The sequence below is a fragment of the Burkholderia sp. M6-3 genome (genome assembly GCF_050858985.1).
In the GTDB taxonomy this organism is placed as follows: domain Bacteria; phylum Pseudomonadota; class Gammaproteobacteria; order Burkholderiales; family Burkholderiaceae; genus Paraburkholderia; species Paraburkholderia caledonica.
The window spans coordinates 3,142,362-3,160,136 of sequence record NZ_CP110091.1 but is presented as its reverse complement, the minus strand read 5'-3'; the positions used below and the strand labels follow the sequence as shown (position 1 = coordinate 3,160,136).

Annotated in this window: 18 protein-coding genes and 4 pseudogenes; 7 read left to right on the top strand and 15 right to left on the bottom strand. The window is 59.0% G+C overall.

Going from position 1 to position 17,775, the window contains the following annotated elements; translation table 11 throughout:
- Position 1: 1 nt before the first annotated feature.
- Both OH764_RS31720 and OH764_RS31715 read right to left on the bottom strand, forming a co-directional pair.
- The gene (locus tag OH764_RS31720) at positions 2–310 is read right to left on the bottom strand and encodes a hypothetical protein (RefSeq protein WP_498849952.1); all 309 of its coding nucleotides are present in this window, start codon (positions 308–310) and stop codon (positions 2–4) included.
- Positions 311–459: 149 nt separating this feature from the next.
- Positions 460–1,155 carry a glycine zipper 2TM domain-containing protein gene (locus tag OH764_RS31715; RefSeq protein ID WP_498849951.1) on the bottom strand — a complete coding sequence of 232 codons (696 nt, stop codon included), beginning with the start codon at positions 1,153–1,155 and terminating at the stop codon, positions 460–462.
- A 588-nt stretch (positions 1,156–1,743) separates the two neighbouring features.
- Here OH764_RS31715 and OH764_RS31710 point away from each other — a divergent pair.
- A protein-coding gene (locus OH764_RS31710; protein ID WP_498846769.1) for an IS5 family transposase occupies positions 1,744–2,555 on the top strand; the annotation gives its coding sequence in 2 pieces (ribosomal slippage) (positions 1,744–2,083 and positions 2,083–2,555; 813 coding nt in all).
- Between the two features lie 198 nt (positions 2,556–2,753).
- Here the strand turns inward: OH764_RS31710 and OH764_RS31705 are convergent.
- The 3 genes and pseudogenes from OH764_RS31705 to OH764_RS31695 all read right to left on the bottom strand — a co-directional run.
- Complete coding sequence (locus tag OH764_RS31705) at positions 2,754–2,987, bottom strand: DUF1289 domain-containing protein (protein WP_498851338.1); 234 nt, start codon at positions 2,985–2,987, stop codon at positions 2,754–2,756.
- 12 nt (positions 2,988–2,999) lie between these two features.
- Positions 3,000–3,161 (bottom strand): annotated as a pseudogene (locus tag OH764_RS31700) (CDF family Co(II)/Ni(II) efflux transporter DmeF); the annotation flags it as partial.
- Positions 3,160–3,666 (bottom strand): annotated as a pseudogene (locus tag OH764_RS31695) (Chromate resistance protein ChrB); the annotation flags it as partial. The pseudogenes OH764_RS31700 and OH764_RS31695, both read right to left, overlap by 2 nt.
- Before the next feature lie 69 nt (positions 3,667–3,735).
- Between OH764_RS31695 and OH764_RS31690 the strand changes: the two are divergent.
- A complete protein-coding gene (locus OH764_RS31690) occupies positions 3,736–4,977 on the top strand; it encodes an MFS transporter (protein ID WP_498849950.1) in 1,242 nt (413 codons plus the stop codon).
- A gap of 118 nt (positions 4,978–5,095) precedes the next feature.
- On the opposite strand, the pseudogene OH764_RS31685 reads toward OH764_RS31690, so the two are convergent.
- Positions 5,096–5,212 (bottom strand): annotated as a pseudogene (locus OH764_RS31685) (translesion DNA synthesis-associated protein ImuA); the annotation flags it as partial.
- Positions 5,213–5,351: 139 nt separating this feature from the next.
- Here OH764_RS31685 and OH764_RS31680 point away from each other — a divergent pair.
- Together OH764_RS31680 and OH764_RS31675 are read left to right on the top strand one after the other, a co-directional pair.
- Positions 5,352–5,561, top strand: a complete 210-nt coding sequence (locus tag OH764_RS31680) for a hypothetical protein (protein WP_498849949.1) — start codon at positions 5,352–5,354, stop codon at positions 5,559–5,561.
- A 478-nt stretch (positions 5,562–6,039) separates the two neighbouring features.
- Positions 6,040–6,257: pseudogene (locus tag OH764_RS31675) on the top strand (hypothetical protein).
- A 510-nt stretch (positions 6,258–6,767) separates the two neighbouring features.
- Here the strand turns inward: OH764_RS31675 and phaP are convergent.
- Positions 6,768–7,169, bottom strand: a complete 402-nt coding sequence (gene phaP / locus OH764_RS31670) for a TIGR01841 family phasin (RefSeq protein ID WP_498849948.1) — start codon at positions 7,167–7,169, stop codon at positions 6,768–6,770.
- A 633-nt stretch (positions 7,170–7,802) separates the two neighbouring features.
- Here phaP and OH764_RS31665 point away from each other — a divergent pair.
- Positions 7,803–8,540 carry a CBS domain-containing protein gene (locus OH764_RS31665; RefSeq protein ID WP_498849947.1) on the top strand — a complete coding sequence of 246 codons (738 nt, stop codon included), beginning with the start codon at positions 7,803–7,805 and terminating at the stop codon, positions 8,538–8,540.
- A gap of 372 nt (positions 8,541–8,912) precedes the next feature.
- On the opposite strand, the gene OH764_RS31660 is transcribed toward OH764_RS31665, so the two are convergent.
- The 4 genes from OH764_RS31660 to OH764_RS31645 form a co-directional block, all read right to left on the bottom strand.
- The gene (locus tag OH764_RS31660; RefSeq protein ID WP_309587193.1) at positions 8,913–9,275 is read right to left on the bottom strand and encodes a response regulator; all 363 of its coding nucleotides are present in this window, start codon (positions 9,273–9,275) and stop codon (positions 8,913–8,915) included.
- Positions 9,276–9,403: 128 nt separating this feature from the next.
- The gene (locus OH764_RS31655) at positions 9,404–9,847 is read right to left on the bottom strand and encodes a hypothetical protein (RefSeq protein ID WP_498849946.1); all 444 of its coding nucleotides are present in this window, start codon (positions 9,845–9,847) and stop codon (positions 9,404–9,406) included.
- Between the two features lie 244 nt (positions 9,848–10,091).
- Positions 10,092–11,633, bottom strand: a complete 1,542-nt coding sequence (locus OH764_RS31650) for an IS630 family transposase (RefSeq protein WP_498849945.1) — start codon at positions 11,631–11,633, stop codon at positions 10,092–10,094.
- A gap of 94 nt (positions 11,634–11,727) precedes the next feature.
- Entirely contained in the window at positions 11,728–13,500 is a 1,773-nt protein-coding gene (locus OH764_RS31645; protein ID WP_309587188.1) for an SWIM zinc finger family protein, read from the bottom strand.
- Positions 13,501–13,788: 288 nt separating this feature from the next.
- On the opposite strand from OH764_RS31645, the gene OH764_RS31640 reads away from it, so the two are divergent.
- Positions 13,789–14,211: an HU family DNA-binding protein gene (locus tag OH764_RS31640; RefSeq protein WP_309587186.1), complete on the top strand. Its 423-nt coding sequence runs from the start codon at positions 13,789–13,791 to the stop codon at positions 14,209–14,211.
- 768 nt (positions 14,212–14,979) lie between these two features.
- On the top strand, positions 14,980–15,687 hold the full coding sequence (locus OH764_RS31635; RefSeq protein ID WP_498849944.1) for an MgtC/SapB family protein: 708 nt from the start codon (positions 14,980–14,982) through the stop codon (positions 15,685–15,687).
- Between the two features lie 229 nt (positions 15,688–15,916).
- Here the strand turns inward: OH764_RS31635 and OH764_RS31630 are convergent, their stop codons facing one another.
- The 4 genes from OH764_RS31630 to OH764_RS31615 are packed head-to-tail and all read right to left on the bottom strand — an operon-like array spanning position 15,917 to position 17,333.
- Positions 15,917–16,318 carry a hypothetical protein gene (locus tag OH764_RS31630; RefSeq protein ID WP_309587182.1) on the bottom strand — a complete coding sequence of 134 codons (402 nt, stop codon included), beginning with the start codon at positions 16,316–16,318 and terminating at the stop codon, positions 15,917–15,919.
- A gap of 19 nt (positions 16,319–16,337) precedes the next feature.
- Positions 16,338–16,622, bottom strand: coding sequence for a hypothetical protein (locus OH764_RS31625; protein WP_440785557.1), 285 nt, complete (start codon positions 16,620–16,622; stop codon positions 16,338–16,340).
- 13 nt (positions 16,623–16,635) lie between these two features.
- Positions 16,636–17,190, bottom strand: a complete 555-nt coding sequence (locus tag OH764_RS31620) for an HAD domain-containing protein (RefSeq protein ID WP_498849943.1) — start codon at positions 17,188–17,190, stop codon at positions 16,636–16,638.
- On the bottom strand, positions 17,184–17,333 hold the full coding sequence (locus OH764_RS31615) for a hypothetical protein (RefSeq protein ID WP_498849942.1): 150 nt from the start codon (positions 17,331–17,333) through the stop codon (positions 17,184–17,186). Before OH764_RS31615 ends, OH764_RS31620 begins: the two co-directional genes overlap by 7 nt.
- Between the last annotated feature and the right edge of the window lie 442 nt (positions 17,334–17,775).

The window sequence follows — 17,775 nt, the reverse complement described above, 5'->3', positions numbered from 1 at the left end:
ATCAGTCGTCATCTTCATGACGATGGTGTTCCCATCCGCGGTGCCGGCCGTGGTCATGCCATCGGCGCTCGTCGCCGTAGTCGCCTTCATCGCGGTATCCGTAGCCATAGACTGGAGCTGGTGCGTACACCACTCGGGGCGGCGCCTCGTACATGACCGGAGGTGGCGCCTCGTACACGACCGGAGGTGGCGCGACATACACCGGACCAGGAACCCCCAGAAAAACGCCGATATCCGCGTGAGCGAAAGCCCCGCTGGACGCACAGGCAGCAGAAAATCCCACTGCGAGAATAAGGGTAGCGTGCTTCATGACTTCTCCAGTCCTTCCCGTTTCTGGCGGATGCCAGACAACGACGAACGACGCAGATTGTAGGGGGGCCAAGCCGCAGCAGGTAAGGCCGTATTGTCAATCCTGTAACCGGCAGTAACCGCAAAAGTCCCGCCGGTTTTGCAGCCTCATTACGACGCGCTCAGGGAGTCGCCCGATACGTGAACGCGCTCACCAACTTGGACCGGCGGCTGCGTTGAGTAATTGAAATTCCGGTAGCTGCCGTCCTGCATCCGGACCTGCACCTGGTAGCTCGTCGCCTTTCGCACAGCATGCTCGATTCCATTGCCGGCGAGGCCGCCGCCGACGGCGCCGGCAATCGTGGTCAGAATGCGACCACGCCCCCCGCCGACCTGATTTCCCAACAGCCCGCCAGCGACGGCCCCGCCTACCGCTCCGAGACCCGTAGTGGGTTCTGCTTCCTGGACCGTATTGACGGCGACCACTTCGCCAGCGGTCGGGTCAACGGCGACCGGCCTCGGCGTGGGCGTCACCGTGGATTGATACGCGTCGCTGTTCGCATACCTTGCCCCCTGCTCAACCGGCACCTTGGGGTGGTGATGGACGCGCGGCTGCGCGGGCGCTTGCTCCCGGGTCACCCGTTGCTCTGCGTTGGGCTGCGGTGAAGCAACCGGCGCGCTGGCGATTTGTGCCGCGACCGGCATAGCTTGCGTCGAAGGCGCCGTTACAGCGCGGGACGTCGGAAGAAGGCCCGTCATCGCCGCGATACCCGTAGCGCTGGCCAGGATGACGGCTACGGCAGCACCTGCAACCAGCGGATGGATACGGCTGCGTTGCGGTGAACTGGAAGTCAGGTTGGTGCTCATGTCGCGCTCCGTTGGTGTGTGTCAGCAAGAACGCCGCAGCCGAGGGAAAGGTGCACCGCGTCAGTGTGAGATTTGTAAGCACTTGTAGTGCGCTGCCGAACGTTGGTTTCCACTCAGCGCGGACGCAACAACATCAGCAACGTCCATGGCATGCGGAAAAAAAGGACCCGTACGTGTTGTCGGGTCCCCAAAAGGATGGCTGTTGCCGGAGGTCAATGACGGCACTTCAGTGCCCTGTTGACCCGGCGGCGGCGACCATCCGCTGGCCGTGGGAAACGAACGCTACTGACCGGCCACTACGAACCAGGCACCGTTGGACACGAGCACGGCAACCGAGACGAGCCAACCTGCGACGAGCGCAAGCGAAAATGACCGCAGTACGTTCGAGGAGCTCAGGATACACGCCTATTCTTAGCGCGCGCCTGGCCAGCAACGAGCGGCCCTGACGGAGAGATGTGAGGACCGCTAGTCTGCTGACGCCAATTGAGAAGTCCCAGTCTAAGAAGCTGTTGCGAAATTAAGTTCTGGGCCTGTTAACTTTTCTGACTTGGTGTTAACTTCCTGTCTTGTTTTGTCCAACAGGAAGCGATGCCTAAAGAACTCATCGACGACGAATTGTGGTTGCTCATCGAACCGCTTTTACCTGCTCGGGCACCGCGCAATCGCCAGTATGCGGGCCGCAAGCCGACTCCCGACCGTGCCGCGCTGACGGGCATTGTGTTCGTACTGCGCTCCGGCATTGCGTGGAATCTGCTACCGCAGGAGATGGGATGCGGTTCGGGCACCGCCTGCTGGCGGCGGCTCGTGGCATGGCAAGAAGCAGGAGTCTGGCAACGCATCCACGAAACGCTGCTGGCCGAACTGCGTCGCCGTGGCGAAATCGACTTGTCACGAGCGCTTGTAGACAGCTCGTCGATTCGCGCGATGCTGGCGGGAAAAAAACCGGCCCGAATCCCACGGACCGGCGCAAGCTCGGCAGCAAACACCACCTCATCGTCGACGCGAAAGGCATCCCGCTCGCGGTCATTCTGAGCGGGGCGAACCGCCACGACGTCACCCAGCTTGATGCACTCGTCGATGCCATTCCACACATTAGAGGCAAGCGGGGACGCCCGTTGCATAAACCGCAAATCGTTCAGGGCGACCGGGGCTACAGCTCGGAACCACATCGACAGCGTTTGAGAGAGCGCGGCATCACGCCGGTGCTCGCAAAGATTGGCTCGCCCCATGGCAGTGGTCTGGGCAAAACGCGTTGGCCAGTCGAGCGCTCGATTGCATGGCTTCACTCGTTTCGACGCCTGAAGATTCGCTACGAACGTTATGCCCATGTCCATGAAGCCTTTCTGTCCCTGGCTTGCGCCTTGATTTGCTGGACGCGACTCAGGCCAATGTTTAACTAATTTCGCAACAGCTTCTAAATGACGAGACAGCGGCGCGCGACGGCTATGCGCCATCCCTGTCAGTGACTTTGATATTCGTTATCCGTGGCTGTGCAAACGAAGGGCGCCGCGATGAAAGGCGGTATGGGATAGGACACGGGTTACGGAGCACCCACCAGATATCAAAGTCTGCTGCAGGGAATAATTTGATTCGCCCCCCTAACTCGCGTCGTCAGAATACCCGTTCGTGGATTCGCTACCGGACATCGGTCGCGGTGATTCACGCTGCAGCTTCGCCATCCGGCGAGACCTGTCGTTGATGACCTGATGACGCCGGTGGTCGGTCATCGTCTTCCAGCCGCGAATTTCCTCGCGAGTACGGAGGCATCCCACGCACAAACCGGATTTGCCATCAATTCGGCACACGTCGATACACGGTGAGTTGACCGCCATTTCTAAAGCCGCCGCGCGGGAGGGATTCACCTCGACTGTCACGTGCGACTGGCCCTTGAGTCGCTTGAGGGCTGCGTGATAGAAGCTCGGACTGCGCTGCGCTTCATCGGTTGCGACTGACACTACTGCACTCATATGTCCCGGGCCGACACGCCATACATGCAGGTCCAGTAGCCGCTTCGGATGAATGCGGTTCGCCCGGCGACAAGATGGTATCGGCCAGACTCACAAAGTCCTGCCAGGCCGCCTCCGCTCGAGTTCCAGCCTCTTTCGGAAAGAAGTCAATGCTGACGATAGCGTCGTAGTCCTTCCGCGTGCGGCGCAATAGTCGTTCGACTTCCACCGGGGACAACACAGACAAGGTCTTTCGCGACTCCGCGAGCCCCCGCACGAACGTGTTGTACTCCTCGCTCCTGTCAAAGAGCGACTGAAAGAGATGGCGTTGTTCGTCGTCCCTGTTGCCCACGTGCACTAGATGTGCGGTCCCGCCAGCCTCATTGATTCCACTCGTCAGTTCGAGGAGGTCTGCTTCTGAGGCAACGGTAGCAGGCAGCAAATATGCGCCGTCGCGGAGGACGGCGCATCCTCGCGCCTTTAAGGCCCTCCAGAACCGCATGCGGGCCGTGGCGTTATCGGTCGGAAAGGTCAGGACCAAGAGGAACCAGTCAATTTCTCTCATGATGCTTACTCTACAATCATGTAGAGTAGTCTACAAGAGTTCGATGTGATTTGAAGAGGGGAGGCAGAAATGCGTCGGTGCAAAAAAGCTCGACAGGTCGCCTTGCACCTTGTACTGCCGGCGCAAGTCGACAGCGGAATCGCTCGGGTTCTGGCGGGACGCTCATTGCGCGGCTTTTGCGATGGATACGTTGCCGTGATTTTGCCGGTGTATCTGCTTGCGCTGGGCTACGGGCAAGTGGAGGTCGGACTGATTGGCAGCGCCACTTTGTTTGGCTCGGCGTTAGCGACCATTGCGGTTGGTGTGATTGGGCCTCGGTACCCGCTTCGACGGATGCTAATTTGGGCTGCCGTCCTGATGACCGCCACGGGACTGGGTTTTGCCTCGTTGATGTCGTGGTGGCCTCTGGTCCTCATGGCATTTATCGGAACGCTCAACCCCAGCTCAGGGGATGTCAGCCTGTTTTTGCCGCTTGAGCAGTCACGTCTGGCTGAGTTGGCCACGGCCGAAGCGCGGACGGCGATTTTCGCGCGCTACAGCCTCGCAGGGGCGCTGTCAGCGGCCATCGGCGCGTTTGCTGCAGCGGTGCCGGCGTGGCTCGTTTCGCGTGTCGGACTCGAAATGCTGACTGCGCTGCGAATCATGTTTCTGACGTACGCCCTGGCTGGAGCGATGCTGTGCTGGCTCTATCGTGGGCTGCCTGAGTGCCGACCGGGTGAGAGCTCTGCTCGAGTGTCACTGGGTCCCTCGCGGCGCGTCGTGACTCGACTTGCGCTCCTCTTCAGTGTGGATGCCTTCGCGGGTGGCCTGGTTGTGAATTCGCTCCTTTCGCTTTGGCTGCTGCAGCGGTTCGGCTTGTCGCTCGGCATCGCTGCGCAGTTCTTCTTCTGGACAGGATTGTTGTCCGCGGCCTCCCAACTGTTGGCCGTTCCGCTCGCCCGCAAAATTGGCCTCCTCAATACGATGGTATTCACTCACATTCCTTCCAGTCTCTGTCTGATTGGCGCGGCGTTTTGTTCTTCCGTGTGGGCGACCCTGACGCTTTTGCTGATACGCAGTGCGCTTTCCCAGATGGATGTCCCAACACGAACGGCGTACGTCATGTCCGTGGTAACGCCGCCCGAACGGCCGGCTGCTGCGAGTTTCACCGCCGTGCCAAGAAGTCTCGCGGCTACAATCGGACCGATGATGGCGGGGGCAATGATGGCTTCGGGATTTGCCGGTGTACCGCTGGTGGCATGCGGAGTACTGAAGATTACCTACGACCTCACATTGCTACGGGCCTTCAGGCGGGTAAAGCTTGTGCAGTAGGTTATTGTGAAGGCGGCGGTATTGCTGTTTGTTTTCTTTCTTCCGCCAGTGCCGTCGCAGCACCGGTTCATGTGAACGAGGGGATGCTGGTAGACGGACATGGCGTGACGCATTACATGTTTGACAGCACGGGGCGATAGCCCGTCTCAACTACCCGGCCTCGCCCATGTGCTAGCTGGGACGCCCGCCACAGGGACGAGTGTATCGATTCGGGAGACGGCGTGACAGTGGTCATTGCGAAAAACACCTGTATGGATGTACAGTATCCTACGGGCGAAAACGGGATGTGTGAACCGCAGATTCGTCGGTCGTCAGCCAGGCCAATTGGCCGGCCCCGAGGTGCGGAATCGCAGGCTTGTTAAAGGAGGTGCAGGATGAGAGCGGATAATTGGGTCCGGGAGGCCCAGCGAGAATCGAGGCTTGTCGATGCGCTGTATAAAGCGCGCAATCTCATTTCGATGCACAACGGCATTACTGTGCGATGCGACGGCGAGGAATGGGCGCTGGACTTCGGCCAGGAGCTTGAGGCGATTGACGCAGCTTTGAAGACGGCCGGAATCGACGTCGCGCGCTGTCGGCAATAAGACGATGCCATCTGTAGGGGTAATCGGCGCTCGGCGAGCTCGCGTCGTTGGGTGAGTGAGTCCGCTGCCTTCGAACGCCTGGGGCGCGTTAGCGAAACCATTCTGGAGTCCACTAGGCAAGGGAAAACATGCGAAAACTTGGACTTGCGTTGTTGACGGCGGCGCTTGCGCCGACTGCTTTCGGAGCCGGCATATATTCGGAAGTCTGGAATCCGCCGGAGGCGCGCGCGACTGCGCCACACAGGGCGCCTGCCCTGCACAAGCTCGCCGTGCGGCAGCACGTGGCTTTGCATGCGAAAAAGGTGTATTCGCGGCGCACATCGGCGCCTGCATCAAAGCTCGTCGCGAAACAAGGCAATGTGCCAAGGACTTTGCCTAAAGACGAACCGGGCATGTCTGAAATCCCGCGTCAGGTTACACCGGAGGGCAACGTCCTTCGCGTAAGGGGCCACGCGCTATCCGCTCACGTCGTGCGCTAATGCAATCGCAGAGCTACCACGGTATCAGGTGTGGGGACACTCAATCGTGGAACTCGAGGGCGGGTTTCAGCGAGAACGTTATGCGGCTAGCGGAACCATCACCCTTCGCGGCAAGCTTGTCCATGCTTCAGGTGTCCTTGGACATTACGAAAGTGAGGAGGACGCTGAGCTTGCGGGGCTGGATTGGGCTCGTGCGTGGGTCGATGCTCATAGCTAGAGTCATCACCTGCTCTGCGTTCCGCATGCGTTGAGCCAAGCCACGGGGAGCCGGCTTTCCCCGTGCACGAGGCTTCCTCCGAGCATCCGCAGGATGCGGTTGTCCGCCCTAAAAAGAGTCCCATCCATTGAATGGCTTTAATGTCTGAGAGACTCTTCGATGATACGAATGAGTAAAGACATATCTAGCGAATGAGGTTTTAACTTTTTATAACAAGGTTTTAACTTTTTATAACGGCCACTTAGATGGACGCGCGTGTGTTGGCGGGCCGATTGTTAGACGCCAGTAGGTCGCGCAGGAGCAGGATGCCTCTCGCAACGCAGATTGCTGCTGCGTGGGGCCCCCTCTCTCGGCCTACCCAGTTGCCCCCCACGCTAAATAAGCCGCGCCGCTCCCGTGACGATTGGCACGCTGCATCACTTTTTTAGCGACTCGAGTTGAACCGCGCGACGTTTCTTCGGGACCTGACGCGCAGCGTGGTAATGGCCTAGCTGTCGTGACGGTCGACCTTTATTCCGCGAGCGGAATGCCCGTTCCAAGCGGAGCGTTCTTAGTCAGGTTTTCGACGAACACATGCGCTCCACGCTGATACTGCTGGAACTGCGACTGCGCCGTTGAAGAGAGCCCGCCTTGAATTCCCGACAGGATTTCATAGACCTGACGACTGTATGCCGAGACCTTTTCCGCCATCGGCTTCGCGAGACTCGTTGACAGCACAAACAGCTCCTCCGGCCGCGCGGACACCGTCTTCATCAGGATGGCCTGGTTTTCAGCGAGAGTTACCTTGATGGCCTGCAGATTCAGTGCAGTGAGCTTTTCGAGTCCGGCAAATGCGCTGTTCGACAGACCGAACAGCTGCTGGACATTGATGGTCTGAGCTTCTGCAAATTGATTGGGAATGACGGTGTTCATGACTGCTCCTGATAGGAAGGGCGGCGAATGCAAGAGAACTCTGCTTCAAATTTCAACCACGCGCCGAGGCCGAAGGCCGTTTGCTGCGGTGCAACAAAATTCATTGTACGGCCAATTTTTCGGAAGTCAATTGATTCTCGGGAGACGGCTTTCCCCGCGGACCGGTCAACAGCAGGCGGATTGTCAAACCATTGACAGCGATGGCACCCACACCTTCCGGAGGCGTTCATCTCACGCATGTTTTGGTTCACAATAAATAGCTAGGCATTGCAACGTCAGCGCGAGCTGGCGCAAAAAAGGCCTTCACGGCATAGGCACGCACGGTAGGGACGAACTGAATATAGGTGGTTTTCGCCTCTCGATAAGGAGTACGCTGAGGACGTCAGCGGCACTGTGTGGCAACGGCGGTGAGGCGTCCGGAAAGTCCCCGCCATCGCGAACAGTTCAGCCCGCACATTCGAGCAACAACGACCTATACGAGCTGACTCGTCCACGTGTCGGCTTGTCTTGCGTAGGCGTCCCATTTGCAGACCTATCCGCCTGTCCGCCGCGACCAACCTGAGCAGGCGCAGCCGCGCCTGACTGCTTTACGACTCACCTTGATAGGGGCATACCATGCTGGTTAGAGAGCGGATGAAAGATGCGGTCTGCGTTACACCGGAGCAGACATTGGCTGCGGCAGCGCGCATTCTGAAGCGGGAAAATATTGGCTGTCTTCCAGTGTGCCAGGACGACAAGGTTCTCGGGATGATTACTGACCGTGATATCGCAATGCGCGGCGTGGCCGACGGTTTCGACTCAAACGTGATGAAAGTCAGCGACGTCATGTCGTTGGACATCATCCGTTGCGGCGAAGACGACACGGTCGAGTCAGCAGTGCTGACAATGCACGCGGCTCACGTGCAGAGGCTCGCTGTTACCAACGCCGACGGACATCTGGTCGGCGTCATCTCCATAAGCGATGTGGAAGGTGGCGCCTCGGAAAGGCGCCCGTACGAAGTTGTCTTCTACAAGGAAGTCCTGGGAAATGCGGGAATGCCGCATCACAGTGAGCTAATGCGCGTCGCGGTGGCCCAAGGGACGAAGCAGGAGGCCGTGGAAACAGCAATCGCCCAGTTTGAGAAAGCTCAGCAGGTTTCGAATTGGGCGACGGTTGCCAATGGATACGATGTCGTCACCATGTCAGTTGATGCAGACGGCAGGCACCTTGAGGACCTTGAGTGCACCTCCGAGCGTGACGCCCGTATTCGCCCCCGCGCACGGACATTGTGGGAAGAAGCCGGTGCTCCTGAAGGACGGGAGGTCCAATTCTGGGAGCAGGCAGCAAACGAAGTGGATGCGAACCGTCGACCAGCGAATGATGCACATTAAAACACGGTATTCGCAGGGCGGTTCAACATGCTCCGATATGTCGTGGAGCGCGCTTGGGTCTTTCATCTGACGGCGGGAACTGGGCCTCCGTCGGGACGCGAAATGCTTATGTCCCGATGTCTTCAATCGAACCGCAACGGGATTCGTGCGCGAATGAATTGCGTCGGATGGACGTGTTCCCGCAGGACGCGCGAGCTTATGCACGTGCGACTGCCCGGACCGCAAGGTGTCTCCGCCGCTAATCGCTTCGTGGTGCGAATCACCGTTGGGAAACCGCAAACAAAAGTCCCGCTCAGTGACACCTTTGCCGCGAGTGCCTGCGCCGGCGAAACCTGGAAAGTTGCCGCTCCGGCGCGCTAACCACCGATACCGCTAACGAATACACGATGTACTGCACAGCAGTTTGCTAATTGTATCGACCAGTTCCGTTGCGCCGAACGGTTTGCGCAATAACGCGTGCACCGGCAGGTTACGCGGCACATTAACGAAGGACGTCAGAATCACAGGAATATGGGCGAGCAGTGGCGCCGCTTTGAGCGCACGCACGAGACGTATACCGTCCATGATGGGCATCACGGCATCGGTTACTACAATGTCGGGTACATTCAGCCAGACGTCATGCAGTGCGTCTGCTCCGTTTTGGGCCGTTCGTACGGTGTGCCCTTCATGAACAAGCACCGCTTCGAGCAGTTGCAACCAATGCGTTTCATCGTCAACGAGGAGCACGTGGGCCATTCTTTTCTCCAGGGCAACAACAGAGGCCCGTCCCAATGAATCGAATAATGGGAGCGCGGGTTCGCCTTAAGCACGCACAGTCCAAGGCGGGTCATAAAATGGGCGCTGTTTTCGGGCAGGCTTCTTACTTACTCCTCACTATGGCATACCTTTCGGTAAGGCGAGAAGCGCCAGCGCCCTGACGCGTCCCTGACGGCCATTGCGCCATAGTCATACAGCACCATGGACCCCGTCGTGCAATCCAGGCCGCCCATGGTCACAATCAGGAGCGTACGCATGGAGGCGTCCGTGCTGGCAGTGCCGCCCGACATATGCACATAGAAGTCAGCGTCTGCGCTGAAGTGATTTGATGCGCCGCAGACGTTCAGGTAGTCACCATGCGCGGCATACTCGGCGCGTTCTTCTGCGCGAGAAGTGTCGTCTAACGGTTCTGAGCAAGGAGCGGCTCGCGAGCCATGCCTGCTTTTCTGGTAAAGATGTCCGCTTCCCGGAGCAAGACCGAGCGCCTCCAATGCGCCAAGCGCCTCCGCAGCGTCGCGGTAATAGGCGAAAAGTCCAACAAGAACTGCCAAAGGGTGTCTCCTGTCTGCGCAAATGGGATGCCCCAACAGTTGCGCAACCATTGTGCCCGTCACGTCATGGGTTTCCCCCCATTGCGGCGGCCGGGAACCCGCGGTTCAGATGTGCCACGCGAAGCGCTCGCGTCTATTGCAAACCCGTCGGCGATTTGAAGCACAAGCCTGAATTTCGCGCCGTCCGCATTGACTTCCTCATCGGCGGCGACCGGCCCCTACGACACCGATGGTCAAGTCGAACTCACCTATATGCCGGGTCCTTGCAATTGTTGGCAGCAGAGAACTCGCTCGTCGTCCGTTCTTTTCGCCACATTGCCTTTCCCGCGCGTTTGGGATGGTCCGCGAAGTGCCGGTTGCGCTCCAGGAAATAGCGGTCGATTGCCGCCTTCGCAGCATCGGTGGACGCATAGTCACTGTTGTGGATGATGGCGCGCGCCATCCCACTGAACACTGATTCGATGACGTTCAGGAATTGGGCACTTGCCGGCAAAGGTGCGAGTTCAAGAATCGGCTCATGACGTAATTGCGCAGACTCATTGTGGTCAGCGATGAATGCCGACAATTTCTTCGAAAGGTGCCATGATGCTGCGTCCCACGACAGATACAGCTTGCGCATATCACCATACTCTTCGAGCAGGGCAGTTGCCATGCGAATCATCTCGTCGGTGTTCTTGGCCCCGGAGTAGAAATGCGTCACCTGGTTGGACGAAAGTTCTAGCGCGGCTGTACAAATCAGACAACCCTTCGATTTCTGCCATTGTGGAACGCTCGGCTGAACATCCGGAGCAGTCAATGCGCGTCCCGGCTTCATAGTGACGGAGAAGGGCCCGAATTCGTCGATGGAGAAGAACCGTTCGTCGAGCTGGAGATTCGTCAGCGTCGACCGGATGTGGTCCAGCTTTTCCTGATACTTCGAGTCGGTGCTCGTGAGAATGACCTTGGCGGATTTCCAGCGATAGCCAGCGCGCCGCATTATAGAGCGGATGGCACCCTTACCAGCATCATGGCCTCGCTCTGCCAGAACGCGGCGCAGGTCGTCCATCTTCCATGTGGTTCGATTGATGCCTGAAGCAGAGGGCGGCTCGTGCAGTAGCGTGAAGACGGCGCTCTGCAGCACTTCGCTATCGCCAATGCGGGACCGACTCGCTTTCGCGAACAGCGATTCACAACCGCCAGCTTGGTAGGCACGTAGGTAAGCGCGAACAGCCCCGCGGCTGATGGCCAGATGCGTTGCGATTTGACGCGCCGAAAAGCCGGCATCGTGCGCGAGCGCGGTAAGCGATTTATGGCGCTGGCTTTCTCGCACCGGCAACAGCATCCTCATCAGTTCTTTATGTTGCCCGCTGTCCCCGCCTTCGGGCGCATATACGACACCCTGCTCGACCCGGTACACCCAGTTCTGCCATCGCTGCCGGCTTCGAGCGTCGGAATCCGTCGCCGGAGGTTCGATGCCCCACATGCGCAGGCGGCGCCTGGCTGCGTCCTCTAACTTGTCGTTGCCATCTGCCGCAAACACGTCACGCAAAAACCGCGCTGCCTGGCGCTCCGTGAGCGAACGTACGACGCGTTGAACCCTGGTCCACGGAGCGTTGGTTGGCTGGTCAACGACAGGCTGTCGTTCGTTGACTCGCTTTCGGTGGTAGCCCGGAGGAAATTCGAGACGAACCATCTTGCGAACAGTGTTCCGGCTTATCCCTTCATCGTCGGCCACGTGCCGAATGGATTCACCCTTGGTGAGAACACGCGCGCGTATTCGTGTCCATTCCCTGGTGTCTGAATACACTGGCCACCTCCTCGCATCAGATGCCACGCCGTGCGTCGAGTCTCCCGCCTGGGCTTCGCTACCGGGACACGCAATCATGCACGCCTACAGACTGTCAGAGCGATGCCAGCAATTTGATAAAGTTTCGTTTGGCCCTGTACGCGTGCCGGATTTCATCGAGCTCGGCGACAAACTGCTGACGCTCATTTAGTGCCGTCCGTAACCGTGCGATAGCCCTCACGATGCCGAACGCTTCATCATAGCGGGCATTTCGCGTTCCGTTTTCTGCTGCGACCGGTAGCAGGCGGTGGTAGAGCGCAATGGCGTCATGCGGATGCGTCTTCGCGCGAACAGACGCCATCGTTGCCCACAAGTCGGTTGCTACCGGGCCGCCGCAGAACGCCTTCCACGCTGTCTCGTGTTCTCTTGCTGCCACGAAAATCTTGACCAGTTCGGCGCGGGTCATCGAATGCCACACACCGCGCTTTGTTTTCGTCGGCGCCTCCTCGATATCCACGAGTGCCCATAGGTGATTGAGCGCGCGCTCGCGCGTCATATCCTGGCGACCGATGGCCGCGGCGACATCCATTAGCGCTAAAAACGCTTCCGCAACGGGGCGCATCTCGAAGCGCTGCCAGGCAAAAGCATCGGCATTGGCAAACTCGCCGCGCCGGATGTACTCCTGAATGCAGAAGTCCAGTAGACGCTGGTCAACGTTCTTTCCGGATTCCCTGAGGCCTCGCTCTGCCCAAGCCAGAGCATCGTCGTGGCGCCCGTACTTTGCACAAAGCTCTGCGACTAGCAAAAAGCGGTACGGACTCGACAGGTCCTTCGACCGAATGACAATCAGTGCATCGACATCACCGTCATTTTCCGCGAGCGTCTCCATCGCCCGCTCCAGTCGCATCCGCAGCGGGTCGAACGAGCTACAGAATTCTTTGCTCGGAACCAGTGGCGGCAGCGTGTCCCACCCTCTCTCAACGAGTTCGCGGTACCTCCGCAGTCCGGAGTCGCCCAACGGTTCGAGATAAGCTGGCAATACGTCGTAGAACGTGTCCCATACTCCTTCGGTCTGGAAGTGAAAGAGGCGCTCGGCGAGCTTCGTTGGGTCTGGCCGGGTCTGGCGACACGCTTCAAGGTGTACGGCTGCGAGCTCAAGAATCCCGGGCATCACATCGCCACCAGAATCGTCTATCTGCTCCAGACTCTTTTCCGCGCCGGAAATCGCCAGCTCTGCCAGGTCGACCACTTGCGCGGCCTGAGGACCGCGGAGCCGCTGCCGCAGCATGTCCGCGAGCGACATCAGGCCATCGCCATATGCGCCCGCCTCTCGCCAGTCGAGTGGCCGCGAAATGCGCGTCGCCTGTCGGACTGCTGCCTTCATGCTCGGAAGGTCACTGGCCGCCGCGGCGCGCGCAGCAAAGAGCAGTTTGTCGCGCAGCGCCATGTCGCGCTCGACTGCTTCCAGCAGAAGTTCGCGCAAGGAGCCTTCGTTCAGCGTCGCAACGTATTCCTGAATCTGCTCCTCGAACGTCTTGCGCTTTTTGCGGGGTTTCGCAGGCTCCACGTCGTCGGCGTGGAAGACTTCCGCGCCGGTGTTCTCAAGCCAGGAAAGTGCAACCGCGACGGCGTGCTTGCAAAAAATGCCGTCCGAACCGACTGGGCAGTCACATTCATATGTCAGTTCGCCGTCGCCGCATGCGCCAAGCTCGACGCTGTACCGATGTGTGCCGCGTACGTTGGCGCGGACAACTCCGTCACGCTCGTCAAGGCGCGATACGGCACCGCCATGGAAATACGCTTTGCCGCGAGCGAACGTTTTCGTGTCCACGAGCGACTGGATTTCTTCGAGCGTAAGGACATCCGGAAGCGGAGAAGTGCCGGGCATCGCGCGCCTGTATCTACGTGTGCTACTGACCATTCTAGCGTGACACGTACAGCGCCCGGTGTGCAGAACGCTTCTTCAGTGCGTCGTGGTTCCTGAGCTCAATAAGTCGCATTTTTATCGGACAGTGATTGGGTGTAAAGGAAAGAGCCCTTGTTTTAAGGGCTTTGCGCTTGCTTTGACCGCAAACCGTTGATACGCTTGCCGCCAGCTTAAGCCGACGCATGTGCCGGGCGCTTTGCCTCGAGGTGTTTCGTCTTAAGCGGTTAACCATCCCAAAAAGGAAACCACATGGCAACGAAGACCGCGAAACCTGCAGCCAAAAAAGCTGCGACGAAGGCCGTCGCGAAGAAGGCTACCGCACCGGTAAAGAAAGTTGCTGCCGGGAACGGCAGCCTTAAGCCGCTGAAAGACACGTTTACGAAGGCGTCGCTAGCGACCCACGTCGCTACCCAAGCGGGCGTCGAGCCGAAGCAGGCAAAAGCCGTCCTGGCAGCACTGGAAGACACCATCCTCGGCGCTGTTCACAAGAAGGGCGCTGGCGAGTTTACGCTGTCGGGTCTGCTCAAAATTGGTGTCCAGCAAGTGCCAGCAAAGAAGAGGCGCTTCGGCAAGGACCCGTTCACGGGTGAAGACCGTTGGTTTGATGCCAAGCCGGCGACAGTGCGTTTGAAAGTGCGCCCGCTCAAAAAGCTGAAGGATGCGGCAGCTTAACGACTGCGTCGCTGTCTACAGAAGCCCGCTTTCATGCGGGCTTTTTTTTGTAGCCACCGCGATGATGTCGGAGTCGTTTTGTCACGCTGACCTCTCGCCAAACCACTGCTCTTCAAGCGGGCTAGGGGTTTTAACTCGCGAACGTTGACGGGGAAAATCGAGTCACTCGCGCAATACTCTTTGAAGAGCCGCCCTTGTTGCAGCGCGAGCCAGAAGACGTTGCCCAATGCACCCATTCATCTTTCTTCCGCCTTTCTTTCTTGTAGCGTTGAAAGAATCGGGCACCAGTAAATCATATTCGCTCTGCTTAGCGAATCATGTTGACTTCGGTTTAAAGCAACACATAAAATTCGCGCATCTTCACAAAAGGGGCCGACGCCTTGGAATTCTGTAGTAGTCGACTTTCGAACAGTTTCGCTGCCTGACCGGCAGGACGCCCGCGCTCTCATTTCTTAGCCGCCGTCTTGCCAGCAGGCAAACGGTGCGCGCCGCAGTTATCCATCCCGTGTACCTAGACTAGCGCCATTCAGTCGCAGCGATTACGCGCGTGCGTACGGCACCGCGTTGCGCGCGTGAGCGCGCGGCAGCGTTCGTTCCATTTTGTAAGAGAAACCGCGTAGCCCCACCGGTCCATCAGACTGGCAGGGACGACTCACGCACGGCGGCTCGTGAGACTAAGCCTGACTTCATCCAGTCTTGTGCGCATGCGATGCTCAGCCCGTTTCCGAACCATGCGTGCCGCCGCCGGCACAACTCGAATCAGCGAACATGACTCTCGATTTCACCCTCCGGCTACTCGCCGCCTTTGCGTGTGGCGTGGTCATCGGCCTCGAGCGCCAGATGCGCCAGCGCACCGCCGGTCTGCGGACCATCACGCTTGTCGCTAGTGGGTCGTGCCTCTTCGTTACGCTTGGGGCACTGACCGGAAACGGAACCACGGGACTGACTCAGATTGCCGCTTATGTCGTCTCGGGCGTTGGCTTTCTGGGCGGCGGCGTCATCATGCGTGACAAAGGCTCGATACAAGGCATCAACACGGCCGCTACGCTTTGGTGTTCCGCTGCCGTCGGCGTCCTGTGCGGTTCAGGGCATTTTGGGCCAGCGTTCGCGGGGACCGGCGTAGTGCTGCTCACCAACACCGTCCTGCGCGAAGTCAGCCGAGCTATCAACACAGCTCCGGTCTCGGCGGCCGACCTGGTGCGGCAATACACCATTACGGTGGTCTGCCGCGAAACCGACGAGGTTCATATCCGGGCGGCCCTGTCGAACTCAATGTCCTCCGCGCCCCTGTCCTTCCAGAGCCTGACGAGCCGAGACTATGAGGATGACCCGCAGCGTATTGAGGTTACGGCGACATTGAAGCTCCATCCGAAAGACCAGTCTAAACTTGAACAGATTGCCAGTCGGCTGAGCATGGAAAAGAGCGTGTCGAGCGTTAGCTGGTCAGGACTCGAAGTTGAACCGACGCCGGAATGAACGTGCGCGAAGCGCAATTCAGGTTACGTGCGTCATCTGAGGTGTGCGATGACTCGCTTAGCTTGCCGCAGAACTAATGCGCTCCATCGCCGATAGCCGGCATTATTTCCGGTCACAACCGCGAAGCAAGCGACCGAGAATGTAGCCGAGGAAAGCCGCGCATGCTGGTATGGCTAGCAGCATCCGATTTTCCCACAGCAAATGCAGCATGAGGGCCATGGCATTGTTCCTATCGCATGCCGTCCGTTTGCGCTTCCAAAATATTGAGGAGTGTCGTGACGACGTCATCGTCGCCCTCGAAGGCCGCGCCGTTGATGTCAGTCCGAGAGCCGTCTGCGTACATCACGCTTGCGCGAGCGAGCCCTTGCTGCGCCACCACGTCAAGCCTTGCCAGATGCTGGACCTGCGAGTCAGTCTTCCGACCGATGAGAACAGAGAAGCGGTCTCCGGACGCACAGGGCGCCGCATACTTTTCCGCACACATCTCGAGCACGCGCCTCAACTCCTCAAGTAGCGGAAAGGGAGGTCTGTTATCGGGCACCACACTGCCCTCTACATCGCACAGATGCACCATTGGGGCGGGGTCCCCGCCATAGGTGCCGTCGTAAAACGCAATTGTCAGTTCACCCATGTTCTTTCGTGACCTCTGGTTAGTGGCGCGAGGAAGCGTTGTATTTGTGAACACGCTCCGCGAGAGCAACCGCCTGGGCCGGCGATATTGGCAGCGGCTCAAGCGGCGCGACGTGCTGCACCCAGTCGCGCAGGCGAATAACAAGCGCCTTGTCCGGCGGGCTTAGGTCGAGCGCCCCCAACGCTTCATCGAGCGTACCGGCGGGCGGGCAACAGCAATAAATGGCGTCAAACGCGGCATGGACACGAGTCGATGCCATCAAAGCCTGGTTGTGCGCGTCGCGCATAAGTTCTTCGTATCGCACAGGGGCTCCTTCGTTAGGTACATTCACACATCTTCGCCAGCTTGGTTCGCAGCTCTGCAAGTACCGAGGGCTCGCTAATGCCTAGCACCGGGTCCGTGCGCACCAGTTGGTCGCGGCACCACGACGGCCAGTGAAGGTAATCGTCGTCGAGTGCGAGCCACGCGGAGGGTTTGCGACGCAGTACATCGGCCCACACTTGCATGCCTCGGGGCACCGCTGCGAACTCATGCGGGTCCATGGCGCTGTGATATGTGGCGCCAATTACCCTTGCCTGCAGGCCGGGCGAGAGTTTGCGCGACAAGCGTCGTATGCTTCCGCGGTAGCGGCGAACCCAGCTTGTCGAGAGAACGATGCGCAGGTCTGGATACGGCGCGAGCACCTCTTCAAGCAACTCGCAATGTTCAAAGAGTCGGTGGCCCGGTGCGTCCATGAGCGTCGGGCCGCGCTTGTGGAGCAAAAATACGGACTCCGGATGTAAAACGCCGTCCCAGTCGAGCATCAGAACGCAGCCACCCGTGTGTCGGGGCGGCGGCACGGGAAAGGTCGACCCGGGGATTCCTGTCAGCATTTTTTCTTCAAGGCGGTGTGGACTGCGGCGATGAGGTGCGATTTCGATGCGCGGGGGCGGTTGCAGGCTTCCATCTGAATCAACCGGATGCGTTGCTTGAAGAGGGCAACCAGGACGTCATCGGGCATGCCCTCGATTTCCACGAGCGTCGCCGTGCTCAGCTCTGCGTTCCTGAGCGCCTTCGTATCGCGCGATACAAGCGGTGTTTCGCGCGCTGGTTGTCGCGCTTCATCTATGCTCCGTCCACGAAACACTCATCAGTATTGTGCGAAGGTCACCATGACGCCCTCGTCGCTGGCGCCGCTTCTCGAGGATTCGGCTAGTAGCAAAGGCAAGTGGAGCTGCAGCCGGTAGCCGTGCCGGAAGCATCCAATCCTCGTGCCAACCGTTTCAACCGCATCAAGGCCATGATGTAGTCTCAAACACGCGTCGTGCAGTAGTGACCACATCGTCGCCAATCAGATACGGGATTGGCGGAAGGTCCGCACTGGACTGAGCACTTCGCACGCTGGCGTGCGCCCACTTTCCGTCGCATCGAACATCAAGTCGAAACGTGGTCGTTGCTCGAGCGCCTGCTTTCGCATC

Bases quoted from the DNA above. Each gene is read 5' to 3' on its own strand.
- OH764_RS31620 (WP_498849943.1), bottom strand. From the start codon at position 17,190: ATGCTGACAGGAATCCCCGGGTCGACCTTTCCCGTGCCGCCGCCCCGA.
- OH764_RS31645 (WP_309587188.1), bottom strand. From the start codon at position 13,500: ATGCCCGGCACTTCTCCGCTTCCGGATGTCCTTACGCTCGAAGAAATC.
- OH764_RS31660 (WP_309587193.1), bottom strand. From the start codon at position 9,275: ATGGCCCACGTGCTCCTCGTTGACGATGAAACGCATTGGTTGCAACTG.
- OH764_RS31720 (WP_498849952.1), bottom strand. From the start codon at position 310: ATGAAGCACGCTACCCTTATTCTCGCAGTGGGATTTTCTGCTGCCTGT.
- phaP (WP_498849948.1), bottom strand. From the start codon at position 7,169: ATGAACACCGTCATTCCCAATCAATTTGCAGAAGCTCAGACCATCAAT.
- OH764_RS31635 (WP_498849944.1), top strand. From the start codon at position 14,980: ATGACTCTCGATTTCACCCTCCGGCTACTCGCCGCCTTTGCGTGTGGC.
- OH764_RS31715 (WP_498849951.1), bottom strand. From the start codon at position 1,155: ATGAGCACCAACCTGACTTCCAGTTCACCGCAACGCAGCCGTATCCAT.
- OH764_RS31690 (WP_498849950.1), top strand. From the start codon at position 3,736: ATGCGTCGGTGCAAAAAAGCTCGACAGGTCGCCTTGCACCTTGTACTG.
- OH764_RS31680 (WP_498849949.1), top strand. From the start codon at position 5,352: ATGAGAGCGGATAATTGGGTCCGGGAGGCCCAGCGAGAATCGAGGCTT.
- OH764_RS31705 (WP_498851338.1), bottom strand. From the start codon at position 2,987: ATGGCGGTCAACTCACCGTGTATCGACGTGTGCCGAATTGATGGCAAA.
- OH764_RS31630 (WP_309587182.1), bottom strand. From the start codon at position 16,318: ATGGGTGAACTGACAATTGCGTTTTACGACGGCACCTATGGCGGGGAC.
- OH764_RS31640 (WP_309587186.1), top strand. From the start codon at position 13,789: ATGGCAACGAAGACCGCGAAACCTGCAGCCAAAAAAGCTGCGACGAAG.
- OH764_RS31665 (WP_498849947.1), top strand. From the start codon at position 7,803: ATGAAAGATGCGGTCTGCGTTACACCGGAGCAGACATTGGCTGCGGCA.